Here is a 22,982-nt window from a genome sequence, read left to right on the forward strand (position 1 = left end):
TTTCGGCGTACATTTGCCCCGTTTTCAGGCGGACAATTGCCCGCAGAACGGCCATTTTCCGCTATACATGCAAAAAAAAGAACCCCGGCCGCATCCAGCGGTCCGGGATTCTCGTTTATTTGGTGTGGTTGTCCAAGTATTCATCATAACCTTGCTGCATGATGGCTAAATAATCGGACAGCCCCATCTCGTTCAAGCCTTTCACGTAGGCGCCCCAATCGGTGTCCAAGCTCTGCGCGCCGGTAATAAATTCAAGTGTATTCTGATCGATGTAGTTCTTCAAATTCGTCTCCAGCACGCTCGCCCGCTGGGCATCAGCCTCATTCACCCAAATCATCCATGCCGGGAACAGCTCCTTCGGCTCCTTGCCCGCGTACAGCTCCGTCGCTTGCTGCAGCCGGCGCTCATAGCCGTTCGGCGCATAAATGTCGGTGTCTTGTACCCAGGTGTCCCGATACGAGCTCGGCATGTAGAAATGAGCCGTACCGATCCAGCCGGAATTGTTCGGCTTGTCTGGGTTGGATGGAATGCCGGCCTTCCTCGGAGCAACGCCTTTGCCAAGCGCTGTTTCACCCGGCAGAGGCTTGCGCCAACCGACGCCCTCGTCACCGGATTCCGCGTGGAGCTGTCCCTCTGGCGTATACATATAGTCTACCATTCGGATAAGGGCGATTTGCTCTTTCATTGTAGCTTTGTTCGTAATGACAAACTTTGCCCCAGGCGGAATACCGCCATCATCATGAACCGCATAAGCCGCATAAGGGCCCTTCAGCGGCGGCACGGGAGCGTAAATGCGCGAACGATCGCTCCCCGTCGAGTCTGATGCGAAGATGTCCGGATGCATGGCTGCGCCCGCTCCAAGAATGACGTCTCCTTCGTTATCGCCAAGCCGCTTGTAGGCTTCCGAATTCTGCGTGAAGGCACCGGGATCAATAAGCCCTTCATCATAGAGCGACTTGATATAAGAGAGCCCTTGCTTCCATTCCTGCTTATTCGCCACCGTATCGACCTTGCCGCCGGACAAAGCCAAATAATTACGGTCATCGTCATAAATGAACCCGTTCATCAGGAATGGAACAAGATGCACGCCGAAGTTCTCCGTCGAGCCGCTGAGCGGAATTTCGTCCGCCGCGCCGTTGCCGTTCGGATCCTTTGTCTTGAATGCTTCAAGCACCTTTTTAAAATCATCCAGCGTCTGCGGCATGGCCAAATGCAGCTTGTCCAGCCACACTTTGTTCAGCCACATCTTGTTCGGATAGGAACAATGGAAGCATTCGCTGTAGCTGACAAGCCCATAGATGTTGCCATCCGGCGCGGTGTTCAGCTCCCTGAGCGCAGCATTCTGCTTGAACGCCGCTTTAATATGGGGCGCATACTTGTCGATCAGATCGTTCAGCGGCAGGAATATCCCCTGCTTCCCGTATCGCAGCACCTCCGCCTTGGAGAATTGATCGATGTAGGCGGTCAGAATATACGTATCGGCATAGCTGCCGCTCGCGAGCGAGATTTGCCGCTTCTCCTTCGCGCCTTCATAGGGAATCGCCTCCCAGTTGAAGTGCACGCCATACGTCTGTTCGAGATAAGTCGTGAAAGAGCTTGTCTGCAGGTTCTGTCCGCTGTCCTGCTGTGCGAAAATCGTAATGTTCGTGCTTCCTTGATGCGGTCTCTGCAGCTTCGGAGCTTCCGAGGAGCATGCGCTAAACAGCATGCTGCTCATGAGCATCCATATGATCAGGCGAAGCTTCATCAGCATGCTCGCTCCCTTCTTGCCACTAGTCAAATGATTGCCGGTAAGCGCTCGGCGCTACGCCCATAACGCGCTTGAAGGCGCGGCGGAACGAATGCGAGCTGTTGTACCCGACTTGCAGCGCGATTTCGTCCACCGTGTACGACTTGTCCTGCAGCAGCTCTGCGGCCCTGTCCATTCTCACCTTCTCCAGATGATCGGACAAATTCGTGCCCGTCACCTCTTTGAACAGCTGCGAAATATATTTCTCCGGCCGTTCCGCCTGCTCCGCGATGCGGTAGAGCGTCAGCTCCGAGTCCCCATACTGCGCTGCGATAAATTGCTTAATCTGCTCGACCGTCTTAATATGCAGATCGTTCTTCTTGCTCGTGATCATGCCGCACATCGCTTCGATAATGCGGTCTAGCTCGCTTCGAACCGCTTCAATGGTGCCTGTCAGTTGAATCTCCAGCACGCGGTTCTTCACTTCCTCGAACTGCTCGGACTCGGCGAACGCCTTCTGATCGAGAAGCTTCAGCAGCGTCCCCTTCAGCTCGACGATGAGCTGGTTCGCCATCTCCGGCGACAGCTCGCGATCCTCCGTATTCTGCTGCATGACCGACCCCACAATGCGCTTCGCCTCGGTCTCTTCCCCGGCGCGAACGGTACTTATGAGTCGCAGCTCCATGTCGAGCGGGTAGTAATAGGTCGCGCTCTCCTGGCGAATATTCGCGTACCACAGGAAGCCCTTGCGCTGCATGTAATCGGCGTAGCCCATCGTTTCCTTCGCCTGTTCGTACGAGCGGCTCACTTCCATCTCTGAGGTGAACGGATCACCGAACGAGCCTGTCACTGTAATCTTATATTCGCTGAACATCATGGCCGCGAACGGCTCGAGCAGCTGCTCGATATCCGCCATGCTCAGCTGCTCATCCGTTTTCTCATGGGTAGCTGGAAAAATCGCAACAACGCGATCCGAACCCAAGTCAGTCATCAGAATTCGGCTATCGACGTCGCGCAGACTTTGCTTGAGCAACAGCCTCGCCGCGCTCAGCTCATTCAAAATCTCTACCGAATCGAGTCCCGCATACCCATGGATGTGCAGGATGCCGACGTAGCCCTCGCGCAGCGACAAGCCCACGCCCGCTTGCGAAGCGGCCGCGCCAATCTCTTCCTGCGTCTGAAACTCGCCTGCGACCAGCCGCTTCAGGAATGCATCGCGGATAAGCGGCAGCTGCCGGTTCAGCTCTTGCTCCAGTGCCCGGTTGCTCGTAATAATGGTCGAGATGTTCCCTTGCAGAAAGTCGTACTCGTTGCCGCTGCGCCCAATAGGCTCATCCTTGCCAAACTGCTCCCGCATGACGCCGAGCAGCCGATTGATCGGAGCGCTGTTGCGTAGTGACAGAAACCAGCCTACAACTAGACCAACAAGGATCGCGATGCCGGTAACGGACCACGAGATATACTTAATATAATTCGCATTCTCCATAAGCGCCGAACGTGGAATGCCCGCCCGGTAGATCCACCCGGTAGACGCCGAGCGAATGGTAATGACAAGATCATCCTTGTAGAACTGGCTCTGCTTCTCCTTATTGAACGCACTGTCCGCATTCATCGCCATCGTATCTTTCTCGTCGATACCGAGCATGCTGATCGCATCGCCCTGCGCATTGCTGACGTAAGTCCAGCCGCCATAGCGCTCCTTCACCCCGGAGAGGAGACTTGCAATCGTCTTCTGGTCGATGAGGACAACGACCGTTGCCGGGGCTTGTTCGCCGAAGCTGTCCAGTGGAAGCGATTGCATATATGAAATGACAGAGGTCGAAATGTTGTTCAAGGAGAAGGGCATGAGCGGCATCACTTCACGGCTGTGCGTCTTGTCCATAATCATGCTTTTCCATTGCTGCATACTCAGCTTCGTATAATGCGCGCTATCGTAATAGTGCTCCGGTCTGAAATACGCGGACCCCGGCGTCAGCACAACGTTATAGTTGCGCAGATAGATGTAATAGTTTTTCAGAAAATCATTCGTCTGGCTGAACACCATAACTTCCTTCATGATTTTCCAAATGCCGTATACGTTGCCTTCGTCGCCGCCGCTGCGCTGCTTCTCGTTCATCAGTACGTACAGGTCCTGATTGAGCGCAAGCTGCCTCGTGAAGCCTTCCACCTCAGCCATCCGGCGCTCCAGCATTTGCTGGCTCTTCTGAAGCTGTGTCACGCTATTCTCAATGGAGATCGATTGCGTCACGGCGATAGAGGTCCGGTAGGACATGTACCCGGCCAAGCTCGGAATAATGAGGATTACGATATATGAGATCAAGAAATTGCGAAAAATTCTGGAATGCCTGTTCACACGTCGTCCCCCCCGCTTTTTCCGTATCTCACTCATTATATCCTCTGCTTCGGCCGAATGTAATCCTCCAAAAAGGGAAAGACAACCGCAAGCATCCTTCGCTGCAGTTGCCTCCTATGGATCTATCGAAGCTGCTCCTCAGCCGCGAACGCGCTGCGCTCAAGCCGGCAGCTCTCGCCCGCCGCAAGCGTAATCGGCACGATGCCTTCTCCGTACCGCACCACGGTCTCTAGCTGTGCATGCGAATGAATCGTCGCTGTGATCAGCTCGCCGCCCTGCCATTCGATATCAACTTCAGCGTTCCCCCTGGCGCGAAGTCCGGTGATGCGGCCTGTATGCCACTGGAACGGCAGCGCTGGAAGCAAGTGGATTTCACCCGCGTGACTTTGCAGCAGCATCTCCGTGACCGCCGCCGCTGCGCCGAAGTTGCCGTCCGCCACGAATATATTCGTCTCCGCCCCGGCGATGCCCGCCTTCGAGTACGTGAGCAAATTGTCAAAGCACAATTCCGCAATCAAATACGATAACTGATCGTACGCGCGGTCCCCATCATGCAGCCGAGCAAAACTCGCCGCGAACAACGCGAGCGTAAACTCGACATCTTCCAGTCCTTCGTCGCGCATCCGCATCGTAAGCGTGCGCCTTGCCGCTTCACTCAGCTCAGGCGTGCCATGCGGCGTAATCTGACCGCCCGGATACAGCGCGTACAGATGCGACAGATGGCGATGGTCAGGCTGCGCCTCGCCGTAATCCTCCAGCCATTCCTGCAGCTGCCCGCTCTTGCCGATCTGAAGCGGCGGCAGCAGTTCAATCGCCTGCCGCAGCCGCTCGCGAAGCGGTTCGTCGACGCCCAGCTGCTCGCTTGCTTCCAGGCAGAACGCGAACAGATCGCGCACGAGCGACTGATCCATCGTCGGTCCCATCGAAAGTGTGTAGGAACGATCCCGAGAGCCGCCGACGTAGAAGCTGTTCTCCGGCGAGTTGGACGGACCGGTCACGAGCCAGCCGTACTTCGGATGGATCGTCATATAGTCCAGGAAGAATAATGCCGACTCCTTCAACACCGGATACGCCGACTCGCGCAGGAAGGATTCGCTTCTTCCGTACTCATAATGTTCGCGCAGCTGATTCGCAATCCATAGCCCGCCGGTCACATTGAGTCCCCACGAATAATGCCAGCCCGGCTCCGTGAATCCCCATGCGTTCGAGAATACATGAGCTGTCCAGCCTTCGCAGCCGTAGTAGCTTCGTGCGGTTTCCCGCCCCGCTTCCGCCAGCCGCTCAATGTAGCGCATAAGTGGCAGATGGCACTCGGCCAGGTTCGCCGCTTCGGCCCCATAATAGTTCATCTCGCTGTTCACATCGAGATGATAATCGCAGCTCCATGCCATCCGATTCGCTTCGCCATCGTTCCAGATGCCTTGCAGATGCATCGGAAGCGGCGAATCGTGACGCGATCCGGCAATCATCAAGTAGCGTCCGTATTGGAAGAACAGCGTGAACAGCTGCGGATCATCACCGCCGCCGCGAAGCAGCCGCACCCGCTCATCGATTGGCAGTGCCGAAGCGCCGGAATCGCCGAAGTCAGCTTCAACTCTTCCGTAGAGCTGCTTGAAATCGGCAATATGCGCCTCTCGCACCTGAGAGTAGCCCTGCTCGGCAGCCTGCTTCACCCGGCTCGCAGCCTCCTGCTCCCAAGCTTCGTCCTCCCGGCGGTAATCCGTTTCCACCGCAAAATAAATCCAAGCCTCGTCGGCGCCATCCACAACAATAGCAGCGTCTTGCAGCGTTACTGACCCGCCGGCTGCGACGACATGGACCGCCCCTCTGCTCTTCACACCGCAGGTACCATCGCTATGCATCGTCTCGGTTGCTTGGCTTTCGAACACGAGCATATCGTCGCCAGAAGCGCGGGCATCGAACCGATCTGTCCGTCCCTCGAGCCGAAGCGTGAAGGCTACGCCGCCGACTGTTATCCCTTCACGCCGCACATGAGAGGCAATGACGTTGTTCGGATGCGAAGCAATCGTTTCGCGGATGAGGCTCGAATCGTCAACTGCCATGTTCTTACTTGTGCTCGTTCTCGTGCTCGTGCTCACTGCACGATAAACGGCCTCCTCCAAGTTCAGCTCGCGCGTCATGCTCTCGCCTTGGTCGCCGCCTGCAAACGACAGCCGCACATCGCAAAGCGACAGGTTCGTGCCGAAGTTTCGCTTCTCCGCCTGCAGCAGCCGGCTTGCCATTTCTTCGCCTTCCACGTAGTTGCCCGCATAGAACAGCTCCCGCATTGCATCAATGTCGCTCTTCCCCTGCGACGCCGTCACCGCTGGCTCCGACTTGCCCGACCAGTAGGTCAATTCCGTGATACACCACGTCTCACTTGCGCCGTCGCCATACACGACTGCTCCAAGCCGGCCATTTCCGAGCGGCAGGCCTTGCTTCCAGCCCGGTGCCGGTCCATCGTATCGAAGCTTCATCGAGTCGATCTCCTCCTATCGAACCGCATTCGCTGCAGTTGCTTATTAATCCGCCAGTTCAGTTTTAGTTACCCTTGCGGATGCTGGTACAGTTCTTTAATTTTCATAGGATTTATCGTATCATGGACTTGTATTTCCGTATTTGTTAACCCATCCATAAATTTGACGATTCATCCGGTAAATTCGCTATGACTACGGAGGATTACGATATGACTACAGAGGATTACGATATGAGGACTTTAGCGGAGCTGACGCCCTTCGTCGGCGATTCGATGCCTTACTTGTACGACGGCAGCTCGAATGAAGGACTGCGTGTATGCAGCGTCTATGCCTTCCACCTCTTCACGGATGGCCCCGGGGAAATGGAAATCGACGGGGTACGGTATCCAATCGAGCGGCGAACGCTGATCTTCCTGCGTCCCGGTCAGCCGCATGCTTTCCACATCTCGCCGAAGCACCCGCTCGCCTCGCATAACTTGTACTGCGATATGTGGGATAACCGCGATCCGGTATCCCTTCACCGTACCTTTATCTATGCGCCGAATCCGTTCCGGCTGCATGAGCAATCGACCTCGGAGCCATGCGACGAGCTCGATACGCTGCCGGGCGTGTTCTCGCTGCAGCCGTACCCGCATCTGTACGATGCTTTCCTTCATATCGTGAAGCTGTATAACGAGCTGCTTCACTATCGGAGTGAGGCAGTCAACAGCTTACTGTACGCATGGATGCTCAGCTGGCATCATGCCTGCAGCACACGCCAGCCGCACGATTATCGAATCGTACGGTTGTTGGAGCAGCTCGAGATGAACCCGGAGCGGCGCGAGACGGTCGAGCAGTGGTGGACATTGTGCGGCTTGAAGCGAACCTACTTTCACGAGCTATTCCTGCGCGAGACCGGCATGACCCCGAAAGCTTACCAGCACCGGCTATGGATGAAGCGCGCCATGCATCTGCTCCAGGAGAGCGATCTCAGCGTGACCGCCATCGCTGATAAGCTGGGCTATCCGTCCATTCACCCCTTCACGCGCCATTTCACGGCGTATTATGGCGTCAGCCCGAAGCAGTACCGGCAGAATCCGCGCAAAAACCTGTAATGATGCACAGCAAAAAGCCGACCCCCGTAGGGTCGGCCTTGAAGGATTAAGAAGCCACGCTGCCCGTTTAGTTACACCTCATGCAGCCTACTTGCGATTGCTATGATGGATTTATCCACTCATTCCATCCCGAATTGGCGATTCTTCGGAGCTATAATGGATTAATCCATTCATTTCCGGCTGAAAAGTCGATAATAGCTTCAAACAGGTGGAAATGGGTGGATTTTTCCAACATGGACGGCAATTCCTCTATATTTCGCAATTCTATAATGGATATATCCAATACAGAGATACTCGTGCAGAGCTCCTGCTACTGCTACTGCTACTGCTGTGACAACCGTTATGGTTTTCTCTACAGACAAAGGACTCATGCATCAACGCATGAGCCCTTCGCTTCCATTCCAATCTTACTGCTATTTCGCCTCTTGCAGCGCACGCAAGCCTAGCGCGAGCGAGCCGCACAAGCCCGCGTTGTCGCCAAGACCTGGCGGCACGATGTAGCTGTCGATGCCGTCCAGCACCGCTTCAGCGCTGACGTAGCCGTTCAAGTTCTTGCGCACTTCCGCGCGGATGAGCGGGAACAGCTGTTCTTGGTGCATAACGCCGCCGCCAAGAATGATCTTCTTCGGCGACATGAGCAGAATCGCGCTCGATACCGCTTGTCCGATATAGAAGGCTTCCATCTCCCAAGCCGGGTGATCTGCGCCGAGCTCGCTGCCTTTCATTTTCCATCTGCGCTCGAGCGCAGGCCCTGCTGCCATACCCTCCAAGCAATCGCCGTGATACGGGCAGAAGCCTTCGAACGTATCTTCCGGATGACGGCGTGTCAGCACGTGACCGCCTTCTGGGTGAACGAGGCCGTGCACCATTTTGCCTTCTGCATAAACACCGACGCCGATGCCCGTGCCGACCGTATAGTACAAGCAGCTATCAAGTCCAGCCGCCGCACCCCATGTCGCTTCGCCGAGCGCGGCCGCGTTCACATCCGTATCCCAGCCGAATGGCACGTCGAACACGTTGCGCAGCTCCGGCAGCACCGGATAGTTGCCCCAACCCGGCTTCGGCGTCGTCGTCACATAGCCGTATTGCGGGCTTGTCGGATCAATATTAATCGGTCCGAATGAGCCGATACCGATTGCTTCAACCTTTTTATCACGGAAATAGTTAATGACATTAGCAATTGTCTTCTCCGGCTGCTCCGTCGGGAAGCTCACCCGATCCTGGATGACGCCGTCCTCGCCGCCAATCCCGCAAACAAACTTCGTTCCACCTGCTTCTACCGCTCCAATCAACATGCTCCCCATATCCTCCTACTCGGCTTCCCGATGATGGCTTTAACTACTACTATGCAAAATAGCAAAATTACCAGCCAGCGGCAAGTTATATTTTGCCGCGCAGCCATTCCCACACGGCGTGCAGGGTGAGCCACTTATTCGTGAGCCCCATCCCATTCACATAAGGCGCCTGCTCGCGAAAATAATCCGGATGCCAGCCAATAATCGGCACCCCGCAAGCGCCATCCGGGCCGTACTTGTTATGGTTCCAGCCCGGAAGGAAGCTTCGTCCCGCTTTCATAACAGATTCCCCGCTCCTGCCGATACCTCCGCCCCAGCCGCCGAAAGTGCCCAGCTTGCAGATGGCGTCCGTGATCTTGCCGCCGGACGCCGGTGCTCCCGCGTTCGTCGCATACACATACAACACCGATGGCCGCAGCTGCTCCGGTATACGGCAGCGCGGCGAGCCGATCATGACGACGATCGGGCTCAGCCCGCTGTCGTCATGCTCCAGCAGATGCATTGCAGCATGCACTGCTGCGACGCCGCCTCCGCTATGGCCGATGAATATCGTCCGGCCGCCGCCCGACGCAGCGTCATGGCCGCGGCGCAGCCGGCTCTCTCCGATTGCCGCGAGCGTTCGCCTGCCGCCGATCGAGCGCGCCGACCTGCGCGGACCCCGCTGCATGTCCCGCCCGATTTCCCAAATCTGCGGCAGGACGTTGCGTGACCAAGTGCCGTACGGGAACAGCAGCTCCGATGCCGTTACATCGTACCCTTCCCGCGCGAGCTGGCCATGAAGCGCCACGCGGAAGCCTTCCATAAACAGCGGCGCGGTCGCGAGTCCTGCGAGCAGATAGAGCGACACCTCGCCTTTCGCTGCGCCGCCGCTACTCACCGGCAGCTGCCCCTTTGTCCGCTGCCGGCTTCGGATGCTTCTTCGCGAATTCCATCGCCGCGACGATCCGCTCCATGTCGCTCGGATGCGTGTCGCGGAACCAGCGAACGAGCAGCGGCGGGTTCAAGTCGCTCAGCGTAACGAGCGCGGTCTTCTGCTGCATGGAGATGGAGCCGTCGGCCGTGCCGAGCGTATCCATCGCGTACGCATCCGCCGCCGACTCCGCCTGGCGAGACACATAATTGCTCACCGGAAGCGACGCGAACGACAGCAGCGACACGATGAGCAGCAGCAGCGGCAGCGCCGACATATCCGAGCGGCTGCGAATGCCAAGCCGGTCCCCGAAGCGGCGGATCGACCACGTGTAGATCCAGCCGCCAATGACAATCATGACGAGCGACGAGCCCACTGCACCAAGTGCGCTCCATTCGAGATGGTGCATCACATAATGCCCCATCTCATGCGCCATGATGAGCAGAATCTCCTGCTCGTTCAGCTGCTTCAGCGTCGTATCCCACAGCACGATGCGCAAGGATGAGCCGATGCCGGTGACGTAGGCGTTTATCGCGTTTGTTTTGGCGGACATGTCCACTTCATAGACGCGGCTCGCGGGGATGTCGGATTTGGCAGCAAGCGCGAGAATTTTCTGTTCCAGCACCGGGTCAGAGAGCCGCGTAAAGTTGTTGTATAGCGGATCAATGATAACCGGCTGCACGTACATCATAAACACCGTGAATGGCACCGAGATGAGCCACAGCTTCAACCACCACCTGCCTCGGCGCGACAGAATCCAGAACGCAACCGCCGTAACCGCCAGCAAGGTGACATAGCCGACGCCGAGGGCGACGATCTTATCCCGAAGCCAGCCGAGCCAAGGCTGCGTCGAGATGCCGTAAGACTTCGACAATGCAAAGCTAAGCGCGCGCAGCGGCAAATACAGCACGAACGACGCAGTATCCACGAGCAGCACGAACAGCGGAAACCGCACAATAAGCGGCAGTCTCCTCCGCTCCAGCGCATCCCGCCAGTAGCGAGCTAGCCCGCCGAACAGCAGAAATACATAGATGAGCCATTCCCAAGGCGCGCTAATGAAGAAGATCCAGTTGCGCATCGCATTCAGCCGCGCGCTGTCCGCCAGCTGCTTGCTCGAGAAGAACGCAGCCGGATCGGCTGGTGTTCCTGCATACGAAGAAGGCACATTGTTCGGCGACGTGTACCACACATAAGCGGTCACCAGCGCCGCGTAGACGATGAATAGTACGAACCATATGAGCCCTTTAGAACGACGACGTCGAGGCATCGAAACAACTCCTGCTTTTCCAAAGTTTAGGGTAAACTAATCATAGCATGTTTCGTCTAAGGAACGTAATTTAGCAAAGGAGTGTGTATATGAAGGGCGTAAAAATCTATGCAGCTATCATGATTGCCTTGGGGTTATTTTGTATCGTCGTTGCGCTTGTTCCTCCATACGTAAGCACCACGCGTATAGTCCTCTACTCCGCCGTTGGCCTATGGTCAATCTATAACGGCGTTAGACGGCTGCGCCGGTAATGAAGAAGGCCGACTCCTTTAAGAGTCGGCCAGATTTTCGAGAAAGAGGAGCTATGTTGGATAAATCCAATAAGAAGAACGATTTAGGCGGTAATTGACAGGCTATAGTGGAAAAATCCATTCATTTTAACTGAAAAGAAGAGAAATGACCCCATTCCGTGAATATGAGTGGATAAATCCAACATAACTTCAATTATAACCTAATATCTGGATATTAGAGTGGATAAATCCAAAATAGCACCAGTGTGCTTACCGAGTCACAGAAGTGAACAAATCCGTCGCCACTCGGCGCACCTGGGAGTTCTCGAGCATTGAGCCGACTCCCTTAAGAGTCGGCCTTTTTCCTGTCTTGCTCTATTTTTCCTGTCTCGCTCTGTTTTTCCTGTTTTGCTCCGTCTTTCACGTCCGGCTATGCTTGTCCAATCTCCTAAATCACTTCACGCTCATCGTTGCCCGGAAGCTCCGGGAACGGTGCATGCGGCTCCGCCTGGTACCAGAACGTCGTCGATGCGATGTCGCTCTGCTGCGGCAGATAGCGTCCGCCGGAGCGCCAGCCAAGGTCCTGAATCGTCACGCGCAGCTCCGAATCGAAGCGGATCGGATCCTGCACATGCCAGCGATACATGCCGAAGCGCTGCTGGCTGCGGTACAAGCCGTCCGGCTTAATAACCTGATGCATGCCGAGAAACGGCGTCGAGTACACGCCATACTGCCCTTGCGGATGCTCCCAGTTCCACGCCCCGCCAAAATAATCCTCCGTCCCCGTGCCGCAAATCGTCGGGAACTCCGCGTCGCCGTCCATGAAGAACTTGATCTCGCCTTCGCCCCACCAGCCCGTGTTGTTCACCTGCCAAGCGAGGTACGTGCCGACGTAGTGGCCTTTGCCCTTCACGCCGTCAATCAGGGTATGCACATCTTTATAAGGAACCGGATTGCTTCTTCTCCACTGCGCGTGGAAGTAGGCCATATCCTCCGGCACATCTGTAAGCGTGTAGTCGATCTGGTAGTACAGCACCGCTTTGTCCGTCTTCGACGTATTCTCCATTGTAACTCGAGCCGTTCCGCGGAAAGGCATCTGCCAGTAGCTGTTCATTCCGCCAGCCGGATTAACGGCTACCGGGAAGGAGTTCACATTGCAGCGCTCCTGCCAGCCGTTGCAGAAGAAATCGCCGACAGGCACTTCGACCGAAGGCGTCTCCTCATTGTCCCAATAGAAGCGAATAATCATATTGCGCCACGAGCCTGGGAAGCAGGTCAGCCAAATATGCTGAATCGCACCGGGACCTTCAATTTCAGCCATCGTTAGCGTCGCGCCAGGTTCAATTTCCACCGAGGGCGATACTTTCCAGCCTATGCCCAGATCACGCGCACAGTTTTTGCCGGTACCCTCAGTCGCCATAGCGCCTTTGCCCGGTTCCCCTGTGAAGTTCTCCGGACTGATCGATCTCGTCTTCGCGTTCGATAAACGTGCGAGGTTGCCAATCCCCATATCAAGGCCGTTAAAGTTATACACGTCGCTGCTCTCTCCCTATCACATTGGTATGTAAACGGTTACTGCAATGAACATGGCACCAATGCTACCTTGATTTGCCATAAAGTGTCAATCCCCAATTCTAACAATCCCTGATGTTATGACAAAAAAAGCAGCCGTTCCTTCCGGATCGGACTGCCCCTCTGCCCTGTTGCCCTGCTGCTAGTCTATTTGCCCTGCATTAACCGCTGCTGCTCCTTCCAGTACGCATCCCAGTTCGCAAGCGTCTGCTGCACCGTTGCTTTGCCAAGCAGCATCTCCTGCTCCAGTGCCGTGGATACTTTCGACCATTCATTATTTCCCGGGTATTTAATCGGCGTCTGATAGTATAAGTAGGTATCTGGATCATTGGTCATATCGATCAACGTTTTATACGGACCTATCGTGAAGAAAGGATCTGCAGCAGCCGTCGTATGAATGGGCACGAGCCCATACGCCTTGCCGAACTTAATATTGTTCTCCGGACTCGACAGGAACGCAATCAGCTTCCATGCCTCGGCCTTGTGATCGGACGCCGACGGAATGCCCCAGCCCGCTGCGCCGACCGTGATCAGCGACTTCCCGCTCGGTCCCTTCGGCATCGGCACTGTCGCCCATGTACCCGGCTTCATCGACGACTGCAGCGTTTGAATGACGTCGGAATCCTGCAGCAGCATGGCCGTCTGACCGGACGTGAAGGACTTCACATGTTCCTCGAATCCCCAGTACACCGATTCCTGCGGCGAGGCGTCCTTATACAGATTCTTATAGAGCGTTAGCGCTTCTTCAGCCTGCTGCGTTGAATAGATCGTAGCGCCGCTTGTTAGAAAAGCACCGTCCGTCAAGTTTATTTCTTGTCCGTTGTACGTTCGGATCATGGCATCAAAGGTACCGTTCGACCCCTTCGCTCCACGGAATGCGAAGCCGTACTGGTTATGAGCCGGATCGGTTAGCTTAACGGCGGCTTCGTAGAGCTCTTCCCATGTAGACGGCGGGGAAATATTCGCCTTCTCGAACCAATCCTTACGGTAGTAAAGCTGGCGTTCGTACAAGCCATTCGCCAGAAAATACAGCTTGCCATTCACGCTGCCAACGGTTAGCGGAATTTGCTGCACTGTCGCATAATCCTGCCAGCCCGCGGTATACGCATCGAGCGGTTCGACATAATGCTTGTTCACGTAATCCGCTACGTTTATCTCACGAATTTCAATCACATCAAGGTCCTGTTTCGTTGCCAGCATCGTTTCGATCGTAGCATCCGCCTGATCGAACGGCGGAGAGATCAGCTCCACATGAATCGCAGGATTCTCCTGCTCGAACTGCGCGATAAGCTGCTTCAAAATTCCCGTTCGCTGCGGGTTCGTCAAGCTTTCCATCATCCGCAGCCGCACGTTATCCTCTGCTGCACCGCTAGCCGCTTCTACGCCGCTGCCTGGCTTGTTATCTGCTGCCTGATTGCTCCTTGCCGATTGATTATCCTTCGCACTGCAGCCCACTGCTATAGCAGATATAAATAACAAACTAAGCAATAGCTGCATTCTTCCTCTTGCCATTGTTCCCATTAGCGCCTACCCCCTGCCTGCATAAATTGCATTCTCGGCTATTCGCTTGGCACAATCGTCTGGGAACAGCGGACGGCTGTAGTAATATCCTTGCGCGTCGTCGCAGTTCAGCTCGCGCAGCAATTGCACCTGCTCCACGTTCTCCACACCTTCTGCAGTCACTTTCAGACCAAGGCTATGCGACATCACAATAATGGACCCGACTATGGCGCGTTCCTTCGGGCTTTCAATCATATTGTCGAGGAAGGACTTGTCCACCTTCAGGCGTTCAATCGGGAAGTTCTTCAGATAGCTGAGCGAGGAATAACCGGTGCCAAAATCATCAATCGAAATCTTGACCCCTAAGTCCGATAGACCTTGCAGCGTTCGAATAACCTGCTCTACATCGTGCATAGCGATGGACTCGGTAATCTCGAGCTCCAGATACTGCGGTGCAAGCCCCGTCTCACGGAGGATGTATGCCACATTATCGACGATGCCAGGGCTCTGGAACTGATGAATCGACAGGTTCACCGAGACATGAACCGGAGGCAGACCGGCATCCTGCCACGATTTATTTTGCCTGCATGCGGTATACAGAATCCACTCGCCGATCGGGATTATGAGGCGTGTTTCTTCCGCAATCGGGATGAAATCAGCCGGAGAAATCATTCCTTGCTCATGATGCTTCCAGCGAACGAGCGCTTCAACGCCTACCACTTCGCCGGATTCGACATGAACCTGCGGCTGATAGACGAGCAGCAGCTGCTCCCTCTCCAGCGCCTTGCGCAAATCCCGCTCCAGCTCAAACTTGCCGTACGACTTCTTGTCCATCTCTGCATCGTAGAAACGGTGATTGCTTCGGCCGCTCTCCTTCACGCTGTACATCGCCATATCCGCGTTCTTGATCAGCGCCGGTCCGCTATCGCCATCCTGCGGATACATGCTGACGCCGATGCTGGCAGAGACGAACAGCTCTTTGTCCTGATAATAAATCGGCTGCTGGATGAGTGCGGCAAGCTCATGAATCACCACTTCAATCTCGAAATCGTCTTTGACGTTCGGCATCAGGACCAGAAACTCATCGCCTCCAAACCTCGCTGTCGTATACGACTTCGGCAGGTGCTGCTTCAGCTTCGCCCCAATATCGACAAGCAGCTTATCGCCTGCGCCATGCCCGAACGTATCGTTAATGAGCTTCAGCCTGTCGAGGTCGATAAACAATACGGCAAAACGCAAGCCTTGCTGCTTCGAAAGGACAACTTCCCGGTCCAGCAGCTCGTTGAACAGCTTGCGGTTCGCCAGGTCGGTCAAATGATCGTGGTAGGCCATGTACCGAATCGCTGCGTTGCTTAGTCTGCGCTGGTAGAAGAAGTTGATCAGAAATGTCGCGATGCCAATGAGAACGATGCTGATTAACATAGTGTTGCGAAGCTTCGCTGTATCCTGGATGAGCTCGTTGACCGGAAAAACCGCCTCTACCGTCCAGCCAGTCGAGGCGAGCTTGCTCGTTACGACCAGGTGTTCCTTGCCATCAACTTGAACAAAAGCTTTGCGCATCAAGTACTTCGTCTCATCCCGATTCGTCTTATCCGGTGCAAGCAGTGGAATCCGGTACTTGTCGCCTATAATGCCTTGATGCGACTGGCTAAGCAGCAGACTCGCATCGTTCAGCAGCACGAGCTCTCCTGTTTTGCCAAGCTGGGTCTCGGCAAGCTCGTCGTTAACCTCCTGCGAGGAGATTTCAATGAACAGAATAAATTTAATACCGGACGTCAGTTTCAGAATGCGGCTAATGGCAAAAGAAGGCGATTCAACTCCAAGAAAGCCGTTACGTCTCGTCTCAAGCCACACATTGCGCCCGTCCCCGGCAATCGCCTGCTTGTACCAATCGCTGTTCACATAGGCGAGTCTTGATTCCGAAGGACCGACAGTTGAAATTTCTTTGGCGGAGGTGTCTAGCGGGAATAAATGAACGTCCTTAATGTCTGCCTTATTGAAGAAGCGCACGGAGAGGATTGACTTGATTTGGTTAGCGGCGTTGTAGCGGTCCAGCTCGTCGCTCTGCATGTCGCCGTAGGTTTGAAGGCTGCTAAGTATTCCGGCGTCTGTGATGACGTTGTAGGTGAGGTCCTCGTAGCTGCGCAGCATCAAGTTAAGCTCATCGACCGTTTGCATGACGGTCTGTTGGGTTGCAAGCGTCATTCTTTCTTTCAAAATCACTTTGGACTGCGAGTAGGAATAGAAGCTGATGCCAGCTACAAGCACAGTCGATATGATAAGTATAAATAGAAAAGGTTTAAAGCTTGGCGTCAACGTCAATTTGCCTCCATTCGTACCAGATCCGCGGCTTGCGCTATAGGACTGGAGGATCATTCCATTACCAATTTACCATATAGCCGTTAGTAAAGTTATTTATAAGTGTTAGATTTATATATGGTCCGCACAAAAATAAAGCGTCCTTTCGAGCAGAAGGGCGGCAGGAGCGGCACTGACCATCGTCAAGCTTTCGTAGAAGAAAACTCCAGAGCTCATCTTGAATAACTGGATATATCCAGTTATTTCGGTCGTTTCTGCTTACAAGACATCGATTAACCCGAAATGATAGTTCCAGTTATTTCGGGCTACCGGAGCGAAATCACTTCAAATAAATGGATATTCCCATCTATTCATTCACAAAGAAAAAGACCGCCATTCCCCTGGCAGCCTTCCTCTTCCTTCAACCAACCTATTTAAGCAGCTGATACAACGTATCGACCGACTGCATCGCATATTCCCGCTGCACCGGTTCTCCGCCTTCAACGAGGACGAGGCACGGTACACTTGCAACCCGCCACTTCTCCCGAAGAACAGGCGCGTAGTTGATATTAATTAAAGACACCGGCACCGAAGCGCCCGCAGCTTCCGCAATTTCAAGCATGCGCAGTCCGATCTTGCACGTACCGCACAGCGGCGTGAAGAAGAACACCGCTTCCTTCTCCTTTGCAGCCGCTTCCCGTTGCAGCCATTGCTGTTCCGTTACCTCTTGCATCGCCATAGCGGCATCCACCTCACTAGCCACTCACTACAGACTACTTTCGCCCGTAATCCGCCTTAATCTCGCCCCATACCTTCGTCTGCCACTTCAATACTTTATTCGAGTACGTATTCGTTTGCAGCCAGCGAACCGCGCGGTCGACCATGAGCCAGATCTCGGCTGTAGAGTCATCGCGGACGAGCGTTGACGAGACCGCCTTCTCTCGCACCCACTTGAGCGCATTGACCGAGTCGCTATAGACGGTTTTGTTGCTGCCAAGCTTCTTCAGATAAGCAAGACCGTGCACAATCGCGAGAAACTCGCCGAGATTGTTCGTTCCCTTCGCGATCGGCCCAACTGCAAAAATCACTTCGCCCGTCTTCGTATCCACGCCTTTATACTCAACGGGACCCGGGTTTCCGTTCGTGCCAACATCGACGGAAATGCTATCATAATCGATCTCCCCGACCTCAGCGGCAGAGACCGGCTTGCGCTTATACGGCGAGCCCTTGCTCCCCCCGCCGCTGCTGCCAGCGGAGCTGCCTTGTCCCCAATTTTTCTTCCAACCGCCCTGATACGCTTCCTCCGCCTCCGCACGGCTTTCGTACGACTTGAACTTCGCATCGTCAAACCCGTTCGTCTGCAGCTGACATTCCGCCCAGCTTGCATATACGCCTGGTTTTCGACCGACCCAGACAACATAAAATTTCTGCTTCGCCATTAGACACCTTCTTTGACTAAAGATACACACCGTACAATTGCATTCGGTTCCGGCCCGACTGCTTGGCTTGATGGAGCGCTGAATCCGCCATCCCAATGAGCTCGGCCATCCCATCGCGGCCAGACGGCTTATGTGACGCAACACCACCGCTGATCGCAACCACCAAGCTGACCTTGGAAGCGCGATGCGGAATCTCGAACTCCGCGACCTCTTCACAGAGCCTAGCTCCAATCGCTGCCGCAGCTGCTTCTTCTGCCTCCGGGAGCAATATAATAAATTCTTCACCACCGTAACGGGCAGCGAAACCGCCAAGCGGCTGGACGAGCCTCTCGAGCACAGCAGCCGTTAGCTTCAAGCATTTGTCGCCTTCTTGGTGACCGTACGTATCATTATACGCTTTAAAATAATCGATGTCGCACAGGATGATCGAAAGCGGCAGCCCCCCTTGCACAGCGAGCCCCCATTCGCTCTCTATCGTCTCGCCAAAATATCCACGGTTCGCAGCTGGCGATAGCGAGATTTACTCTCATGAATCGCCGTTCAAGCCGGACTCATACTGGACAACCTCTCCCGCCCATGCGCGGTCGTAGATGGTCCTCATATCATTTTGCCGTTCGGGCGGAATCAAGTCCCTCAGCAAACTGTTGTGTTCCTGTTGAACAGAGCGAAGTGTTCGATGAACGTGATAAAAGCGGCTCCACATGAGAGCCGCTGTAAGTAAGCTTATGAAAGTGATTCCTATCAAAATCCAGATCAACATGAAGCGGCACCTGCTTGGCATATTCGAATTCATCGTTCTATTCGACGAAAGCCTCGTAAAATCCTCTAGGTGCCTGTTCGTTGTTGGCGATTATACGATAAATAATTAGGAGCTGAGCGGAAGCGTGGACAGCCGAACTTCGCCTGTCTCTACGCTCATATGAAGCGTGCGACTCACATGGCCGCCGGTTTCGGACTTCACTGCTCTTATTTGGAGTCGATCGAGAATCGACTGAACTTGCTTAATGTTTCTGCTGCCGATCCGGTAATAATCGCGGCGCTTAGGCTCCGCTCCACCGAACAGTTGAATAACGAGATCGTTCTTGCGGCATCCGTATTTCTCCACCATCATCTGGATGAGAAGCGGTACGCCTGTCGTTGCAAAATGCCCCGGACGACTCTGTTCGTCCCGATTCGATAACGGCTCGGGAAGTACTATATGCACGAGACCTGCTGCTTTCTTAATTGGACAGTAGGCTGTAACCGCCACGCAGGTGGATAAGGCGAATGTGGTTATGATGTCGATCTTGTTGTTTGAACTTTTCCATTCGCCTAATCCAACGACTTTGTTCATGCTGACTGACTCCTATCCTTTGCGGCGGTTACTTTTCTAAGCTGCAACGTCAGTATAGCAAGCAATTGTTAGATTTTTTCTGGGGTGAGCAGAACGATTAGAAGCAATTTACTCACACTTTATTTACATTTTTCGATGATTAATGACTGAAGAACACAATTTGGATGAAGAACAGAACGGCAAACAAGTAGAAGATCGGGTGAACGTCCTTCGCTTTGCCGCGAACGAGCTTGAGAACCGGATATACGATGAAGCCGATGCCGATCCCTGTTGCGATACTGTAAGTCAGCGGCATAAGGACAACGATCAGGAACGCCGGAAATGCCTCTTCGAGATCACTCCAGTCGATCTTCCGCAGGACGTTCAGCATCAGGAATCCGACAATAATAAGCGCTGGAGCGGTAATCGCAGGAATGCTCGCGAGAACGGAAATAATCGGCGAGAAGAACAGCGTGATCGCAAGCAGAATGCTGACTACGACAGCCGTAAGTCCCGTACGTCCGCCCACCGCGACGCCTGCGCTCGATTCGATGTAAGCCGATGTCGGGCTTGTGCCAAGCAGCGCGCCAACCGAAGTACCAACAGCATCAGCGAGCAAAGCGCCTTGGGAGCGCGGGAATTTATTGTCCTTCAGCAGCCCGGCCTGCTCCGCCACGCCGAGCATTGTACCTGTTGTATCGAACAGAGTAATGAGCAGGAAAGTAAAGATAACCGAGTATAACCCTTGAGTAAACACACTGCCAATATCAAGCTGGAACGCCGTTGCATTCAGACCGCTAGGCAAGGATACGATCGAATCCGGCATATGCAGCTGGCCAGTGAAATACGCGATAATCCCGGTGATGAGCATCCCGATGAACAGGAAGCCTTTGACCCGGTAAGCCATAAGAATAAGAGATATGATAAGACCAACGACAGTCAGCAGCGTCATAGGCTGCGTCAGATCGCCCAGTGTAAGCAGCGTGGCTGGCGAATCCACGATAATTTTTGCATTTTGCAAGCCGATGAATGTGATGAATAGACCAATCCCCGCCGTAATCGCATGCTTCAGGCTGGATGGAATGGCATCGAGGAGCATGTAACGGAATGGAGTGAGCGACAACAGGACGAATAGAACGCCGCCTATGAACACCGCTCCAAGCGCAACCTGCCACGAGAATCCGCTTCCACCAACGACCGTGTAGGCAAAATAAGCGTTCAATCCCATACCCGGCGCAAGCACGATCGGATAGTTCGAGAACAGCCCCATAATAAGTGTAGCGGTTACACTAGCAAGCACAGTCGCTATGAATACGCCGTGAAAATCCATGCCAGCCTCGCTCAAAATACCAGGGTTAACGATGACGATGTACACCATCGTCAGGAACGTCGTGATGCCGGCAATCACTTCCGTGCCAACCGTCGTTCCTCTTTCTTTCAGCTTAAACAGCTTGTCCATGAAGTAAAGCGCCTCCTGTTTCCTATTCAACGTGTATAGCATCCCCCAAATAAAAAAACCTAACCTCGGGCACAGGGGTGCACGCATAGACGTGTCCTGTGCTCGTAGTTAGGATTCTTTGGCTCCTTGTAGAAACCCTCAAACCATATTATTGAGGATATACGATCAGTAATGGCAGATTTAATTAGTTAGGCAAAACCTTTACTAGATTAATGGTTAACGGGAGAAAAGTCAATGCTTTTTGATTCATTTTGACGAGAATTCCCGAACTATGAGAGTTCTCATATAATAAATGTTCGGAATTTAGCGAATAGCGAACATTAGTTCCATATATCCATCACAAACCTGATATAATAGTGAGAAGCTATAATTATCGCTCTTGGGAGATACGACGAACGATGATGACGAACCTTGAATACGCGATCGACGATGCGCAGTGGCAGGAGTTGCTGACGCAAGTGGCCCGGTATTTTGACGCTCTGACGATAACGCGGGGATTTCAATATTATAAGCAAGGCGCTGTTCTTGGCGTAACGATGCCGAAGGCGAATCAGCTGAAGGCTGTTGTCGAAGGCAGCGAGAATTATTCGGTGTCGCTGGAGCTGCCGAGTCTGGAGCAGCGTTCCTGCACCTGTCCGGCCAGCAAAGACTGCAAGCATATGGTTGCAGCGCTCCTTCAATATGCCTCGCTGCAGGAGCGGTCGGTGCATGCGATTGTGAATGCGGCTACGGCGGCGCGAGCTGGCGCTGGAGGTTCGGCTGCCGGGAAAGCCGGTGTTGGCGGGAAACCGGCGGCCGTGGCGAAACCGACTGTTTCGGCGGACGAACTGGAAAAGATGGCGGTGCCCGCGTGGCATCAGCTGTTCACGCGTGCGCTTGGTCCGACCAACCAACATGCGAGATCGATGCATGAGGCGAGGGAGATTTTGGCCGTTATCCTTAGCTTGAAGCCTCCCCTATCGCTGCTCATGGATCAGCTGTATGAGCTGCATGCGCATTTGTTCGCGCTCGAGAAGCTGGTCAAGCCCGCGCAAGAGGATTGGCGCCATTCGGGGCTGTTCATGGGTTACCATACACAGCTGGCGATGGATGAGATGCTCGACGTGACAATGCGCGGATTCGCTCAGAAGCTGCCGATCTCGGAGGAGTCGGAGCTGTGGCCGCGCGTAACGGAAACACTCGTTTATTTGCGCGAGCAGATGCTGAAGGAAGATAAAAGCCTGAACTGCTTCTCCAAGCTGTATCATGCCTGCTGGCGGTACTGGATGAAGTCGAATCTTACAGGTCCGCGGCGCGGACTGGTTGAGGAAGAGCTGCGGCACCTGAAGGACGCCGCGGCGGAATTGGGCAGCTCACTGTCCAAGCTGCCTTGGACATTCGCGCAATGCTTGATGTACTTATATACCGAGCAGGACGAGGCTGCGTGGGAATTGCTTCGTGGCGCAGGCGTCTTGCTGCCGGGGCAAGCCTCGCTGTTATTCGAAGCGCTTCAGCAAGAGGAAGCATGGACTAGACTCGCCGATTGGCTCGTCGAGATCGGCCCGCAGCTCGGCAGCTTCCGCACGGATGAGCTCGCTACTTACGGCGATTATTGGGCTGCCGCGCTGGCGCATGTACCGGAGGCGGAACCGCGCATGTGGACGACGCTCGCAGCGATGCTGCCCTATTCGCGGACGCTCTACGAGGATGCGCTTATTGCGCACAGCAAGTGGCGCGAGTGGATGGACTATCATATGAGCTGCGGCCGCGAGCCGCTAGACTTCCGCGCTACGCAGCTGAAGCCGATTGAGAAGGATGCGCCGGAGCTGCTGCTTCCCTTCTATCATCAAGCGGTGGAACGCTACGTGCTGCTGAAGAACCGAGACAGCTACAAAGCTGCGGTGAAGCTGCTGAAGAGGCTGCTTAAGCTGTACCGCAAGCTCAAGCGGGAGGAGCGCTGGGAGCAGTTTATGGATGCTTTCGCCGCTCGTCACAGCCGGCTTCGGGCATTGCAAGAGGAGCTGCGGAGAGGAGATCTGCTGCCGTGAAAGAGCTTAGGGATGCGGCA

17 protein-coding genes and 1 riboswitch are annotated in these 22,982 nt (G+C 54.5%); of the genes, 3 read left to right on the forward strand and 14 right to left on the reverse strand.

Annotation, left to right across the window (positions count from 1 at the left end; translation table 11 throughout):
* Window positions 1-115: 115 nt before the first annotated feature.
* The 3 genes from A8990_RS10955 to A8990_RS10965 all read right to left on the reverse strand — a co-directional run bounded on the left by A8990_RS10955 (window position 116) and on the right by A8990_RS10965 (window position 6,559).
* A complete protein-coding gene (locus tag A8990_RS10955; protein ID WP_342772815.1) occupies window positions 116-1,753 on the reverse strand; it encodes an extracellular solute-binding protein in 1,638 nt (545 codons plus the stop codon).
* A 19-nt stretch (window positions 1,754-1,772) separates the two neighbouring features.
* Window positions 1,773-4,082, reverse strand: coding sequence for a helix-turn-helix domain-containing protein (locus tag A8990_RS10960; protein WP_116189062.1), 2,310 nt, complete (start codon window positions 4,080-4,082; stop codon window positions 1,773-1,775).
* A 122-nt stretch (window positions 4,083-4,204) separates the two neighbouring features.
* Window positions 4,205-6,559 (reverse strand): glycoside hydrolase family 95 protein, encoded by a 2,355-nt coding sequence (locus A8990_RS10965; protein ID WP_245995951.1) that lies wholly within the window; start codon window positions 6,557-6,559, stop codon window positions 4,205-4,207.
* Between the two features lie 209 nt (window positions 6,560-6,768).
* Between A8990_RS10965 and A8990_RS10970 the strand changes: the two genes are divergently transcribed.
* The gene (locus A8990_RS10970; RefSeq protein WP_245995952.1) at window positions 6,769-7,653 is read left to right on the forward strand and encodes a helix-turn-helix domain-containing protein; all 885 of its coding nucleotides are present in this window, start codon (window positions 6,769-6,771) and stop codon (window positions 7,651-7,653) included.
* A 413-nt stretch (window positions 7,654-8,066) separates the two neighbouring features.
* Here A8990_RS10970 and A8990_RS10975 read toward each other — a convergent pair whose 3' ends face one another.
* From A8990_RS10975 to A8990_RS10985, 3 genes are all read right to left on the reverse strand, one after another.
* Complete coding sequence (locus A8990_RS10975; RefSeq protein ID WP_116189064.1) at window positions 8,067-8,948, reverse strand: ROK family protein; 882 nt, start codon at window positions 8,946-8,948, stop codon at window positions 8,067-8,069.
* A gap of 85 nt (window positions 8,949-9,033) precedes the next feature.
* A complete protein-coding gene (locus A8990_RS10980) occupies window positions 9,034-9,825 on the reverse strand; it encodes a hypothetical protein (protein ID WP_116189065.1) in 792 nt (263 codons plus the stop codon).
* The gene (locus A8990_RS10985; RefSeq protein ID WP_116189066.1) at window positions 9,818-11,125 is read right to left on the reverse strand and encodes a M48 family metallopeptidase; all 1,308 of its coding nucleotides are present in this window, start codon (window positions 11,123-11,125) and stop codon (window positions 9,818-9,820) included. The genes A8990_RS10980 and A8990_RS10985 overlap by 8 nt, the downstream gene beginning before the upstream one ends.
* A gap of 89 nt (window positions 11,126-11,214) precedes the next feature.
* Here A8990_RS10985 and A8990_RS31520 point away from each other — a divergent pair, with 89 nt between their 5' ends.
* The gene (locus A8990_RS31520) at window positions 11,215-11,376 is read left to right on the forward strand and encodes a hypothetical protein (protein WP_181909510.1); all 162 of its coding nucleotides are present in this window, start codon (window positions 11,215-11,217) and stop codon (window positions 11,374-11,376) included.
* A 427-nt stretch (window positions 11,377-11,803) separates the two neighbouring features.
* Here the strand turns inward: A8990_RS31520 and A8990_RS10990 are convergent, their stop codons facing one another.
* From A8990_RS10990 to A8990_RS11025, 8 genes are all read right to left on the reverse strand, one after another.
* The gene (locus tag A8990_RS10990) at window positions 11,804-12,889 is read right to left on the reverse strand and encodes a glycoside hydrolase family 172 protein (protein WP_116189067.1); all 1,086 of its coding nucleotides are present in this window, start codon (window positions 12,887-12,889) and stop codon (window positions 11,804-11,806) included.
* A 185-nt stretch (window positions 12,890-13,074) separates the two neighbouring features.
* Entirely contained in the window at window positions 13,075-14,448 is a 1,374-nt protein-coding gene (locus A8990_RS10995; protein ID WP_116189068.1) for an ABC transporter substrate-binding protein, read from the reverse strand.
* Window positions 14,449-14,454: 6 nt separating this feature from the next.
* Window positions 14,455-16,743, reverse strand: coding sequence for a bifunctional diguanylate cyclase/phosphodiesterase (locus A8990_RS11000; RefSeq protein ID WP_181909511.1), 2,289 nt, complete (start codon window positions 16,741-16,743; stop codon window positions 14,455-14,457).
* A 412-nt stretch (window positions 16,744-17,155) separates the two neighbouring features.
* A complete protein-coding gene (locus A8990_RS11005) occupies window positions 17,156-17,464 on the reverse strand; it encodes a thioredoxin family protein (protein ID WP_116189070.1) in 309 nt (102 codons plus the stop codon).
* 34 nt (window positions 17,465-17,498) lie between these two features.
* Window positions 17,499-18,164, reverse strand: coding sequence for a ribonuclease H (rnhA, locus tag A8990_RS11010; protein WP_116189071.1), 666 nt, complete (start codon window positions 18,162-18,164; stop codon window positions 17,499-17,501).
* A gap of 16 nt (window positions 18,165-18,180) precedes the next feature.
* Window positions 18,181-18,684 carry a diguanylate cyclase gene (locus tag A8990_RS11015; protein WP_116189072.1) on the reverse strand — a complete coding sequence of 168 codons (504 nt, stop codon included), beginning with the start codon at window positions 18,682-18,684 and terminating at the stop codon, window positions 18,181-18,183.
* A gap of 345 nt (window positions 18,685-19,029) precedes the next feature.
* A complete protein-coding gene (locus A8990_RS11020) occupies window positions 19,030-19,497 on the reverse strand; it encodes a chemotaxis protein CheD (protein ID WP_116189073.1) in 468 nt (155 codons plus the stop codon).
* A 139-nt stretch (window positions 19,498-19,636) separates the two neighbouring features.
* Window positions 19,637-20,935, reverse strand: coding sequence for an NCS2 family permease (locus tag A8990_RS11025; RefSeq protein WP_116189074.1), 1,299 nt, complete (start codon window positions 20,933-20,935; stop codon window positions 19,637-19,639).
* A gap of 85 nt (window positions 20,936-21,020) precedes the next feature.
* Window positions 21,021-21,120: riboswitch (purine riboswitch) on the reverse strand.
* 213 nt (window positions 21,121-21,333) lie between these two features.
* On the opposite strand from A8990_RS11025, the gene A8990_RS11030 reads away from it, so the two are divergent.
* Window positions 21,334-22,962, forward strand: a complete 1,629-nt coding sequence (locus tag A8990_RS11030) for an SWIM zinc finger family protein (RefSeq protein ID WP_116189075.1) — start codon at window positions 21,334-21,336, stop codon at window positions 22,960-22,962.
* Window positions 22,963-22,982 lie beyond the last annotated feature (20 nt).

The sequence above is a fragment of the Paenibacillus taihuensis genome (assembly GCF_003386535.1).
Lineage (GTDB): Bacteria > Bacillota > Bacilli > Paenibacillales > Paenibacillaceae > Paenibacillus_Z > Paenibacillus_Z taihuensis.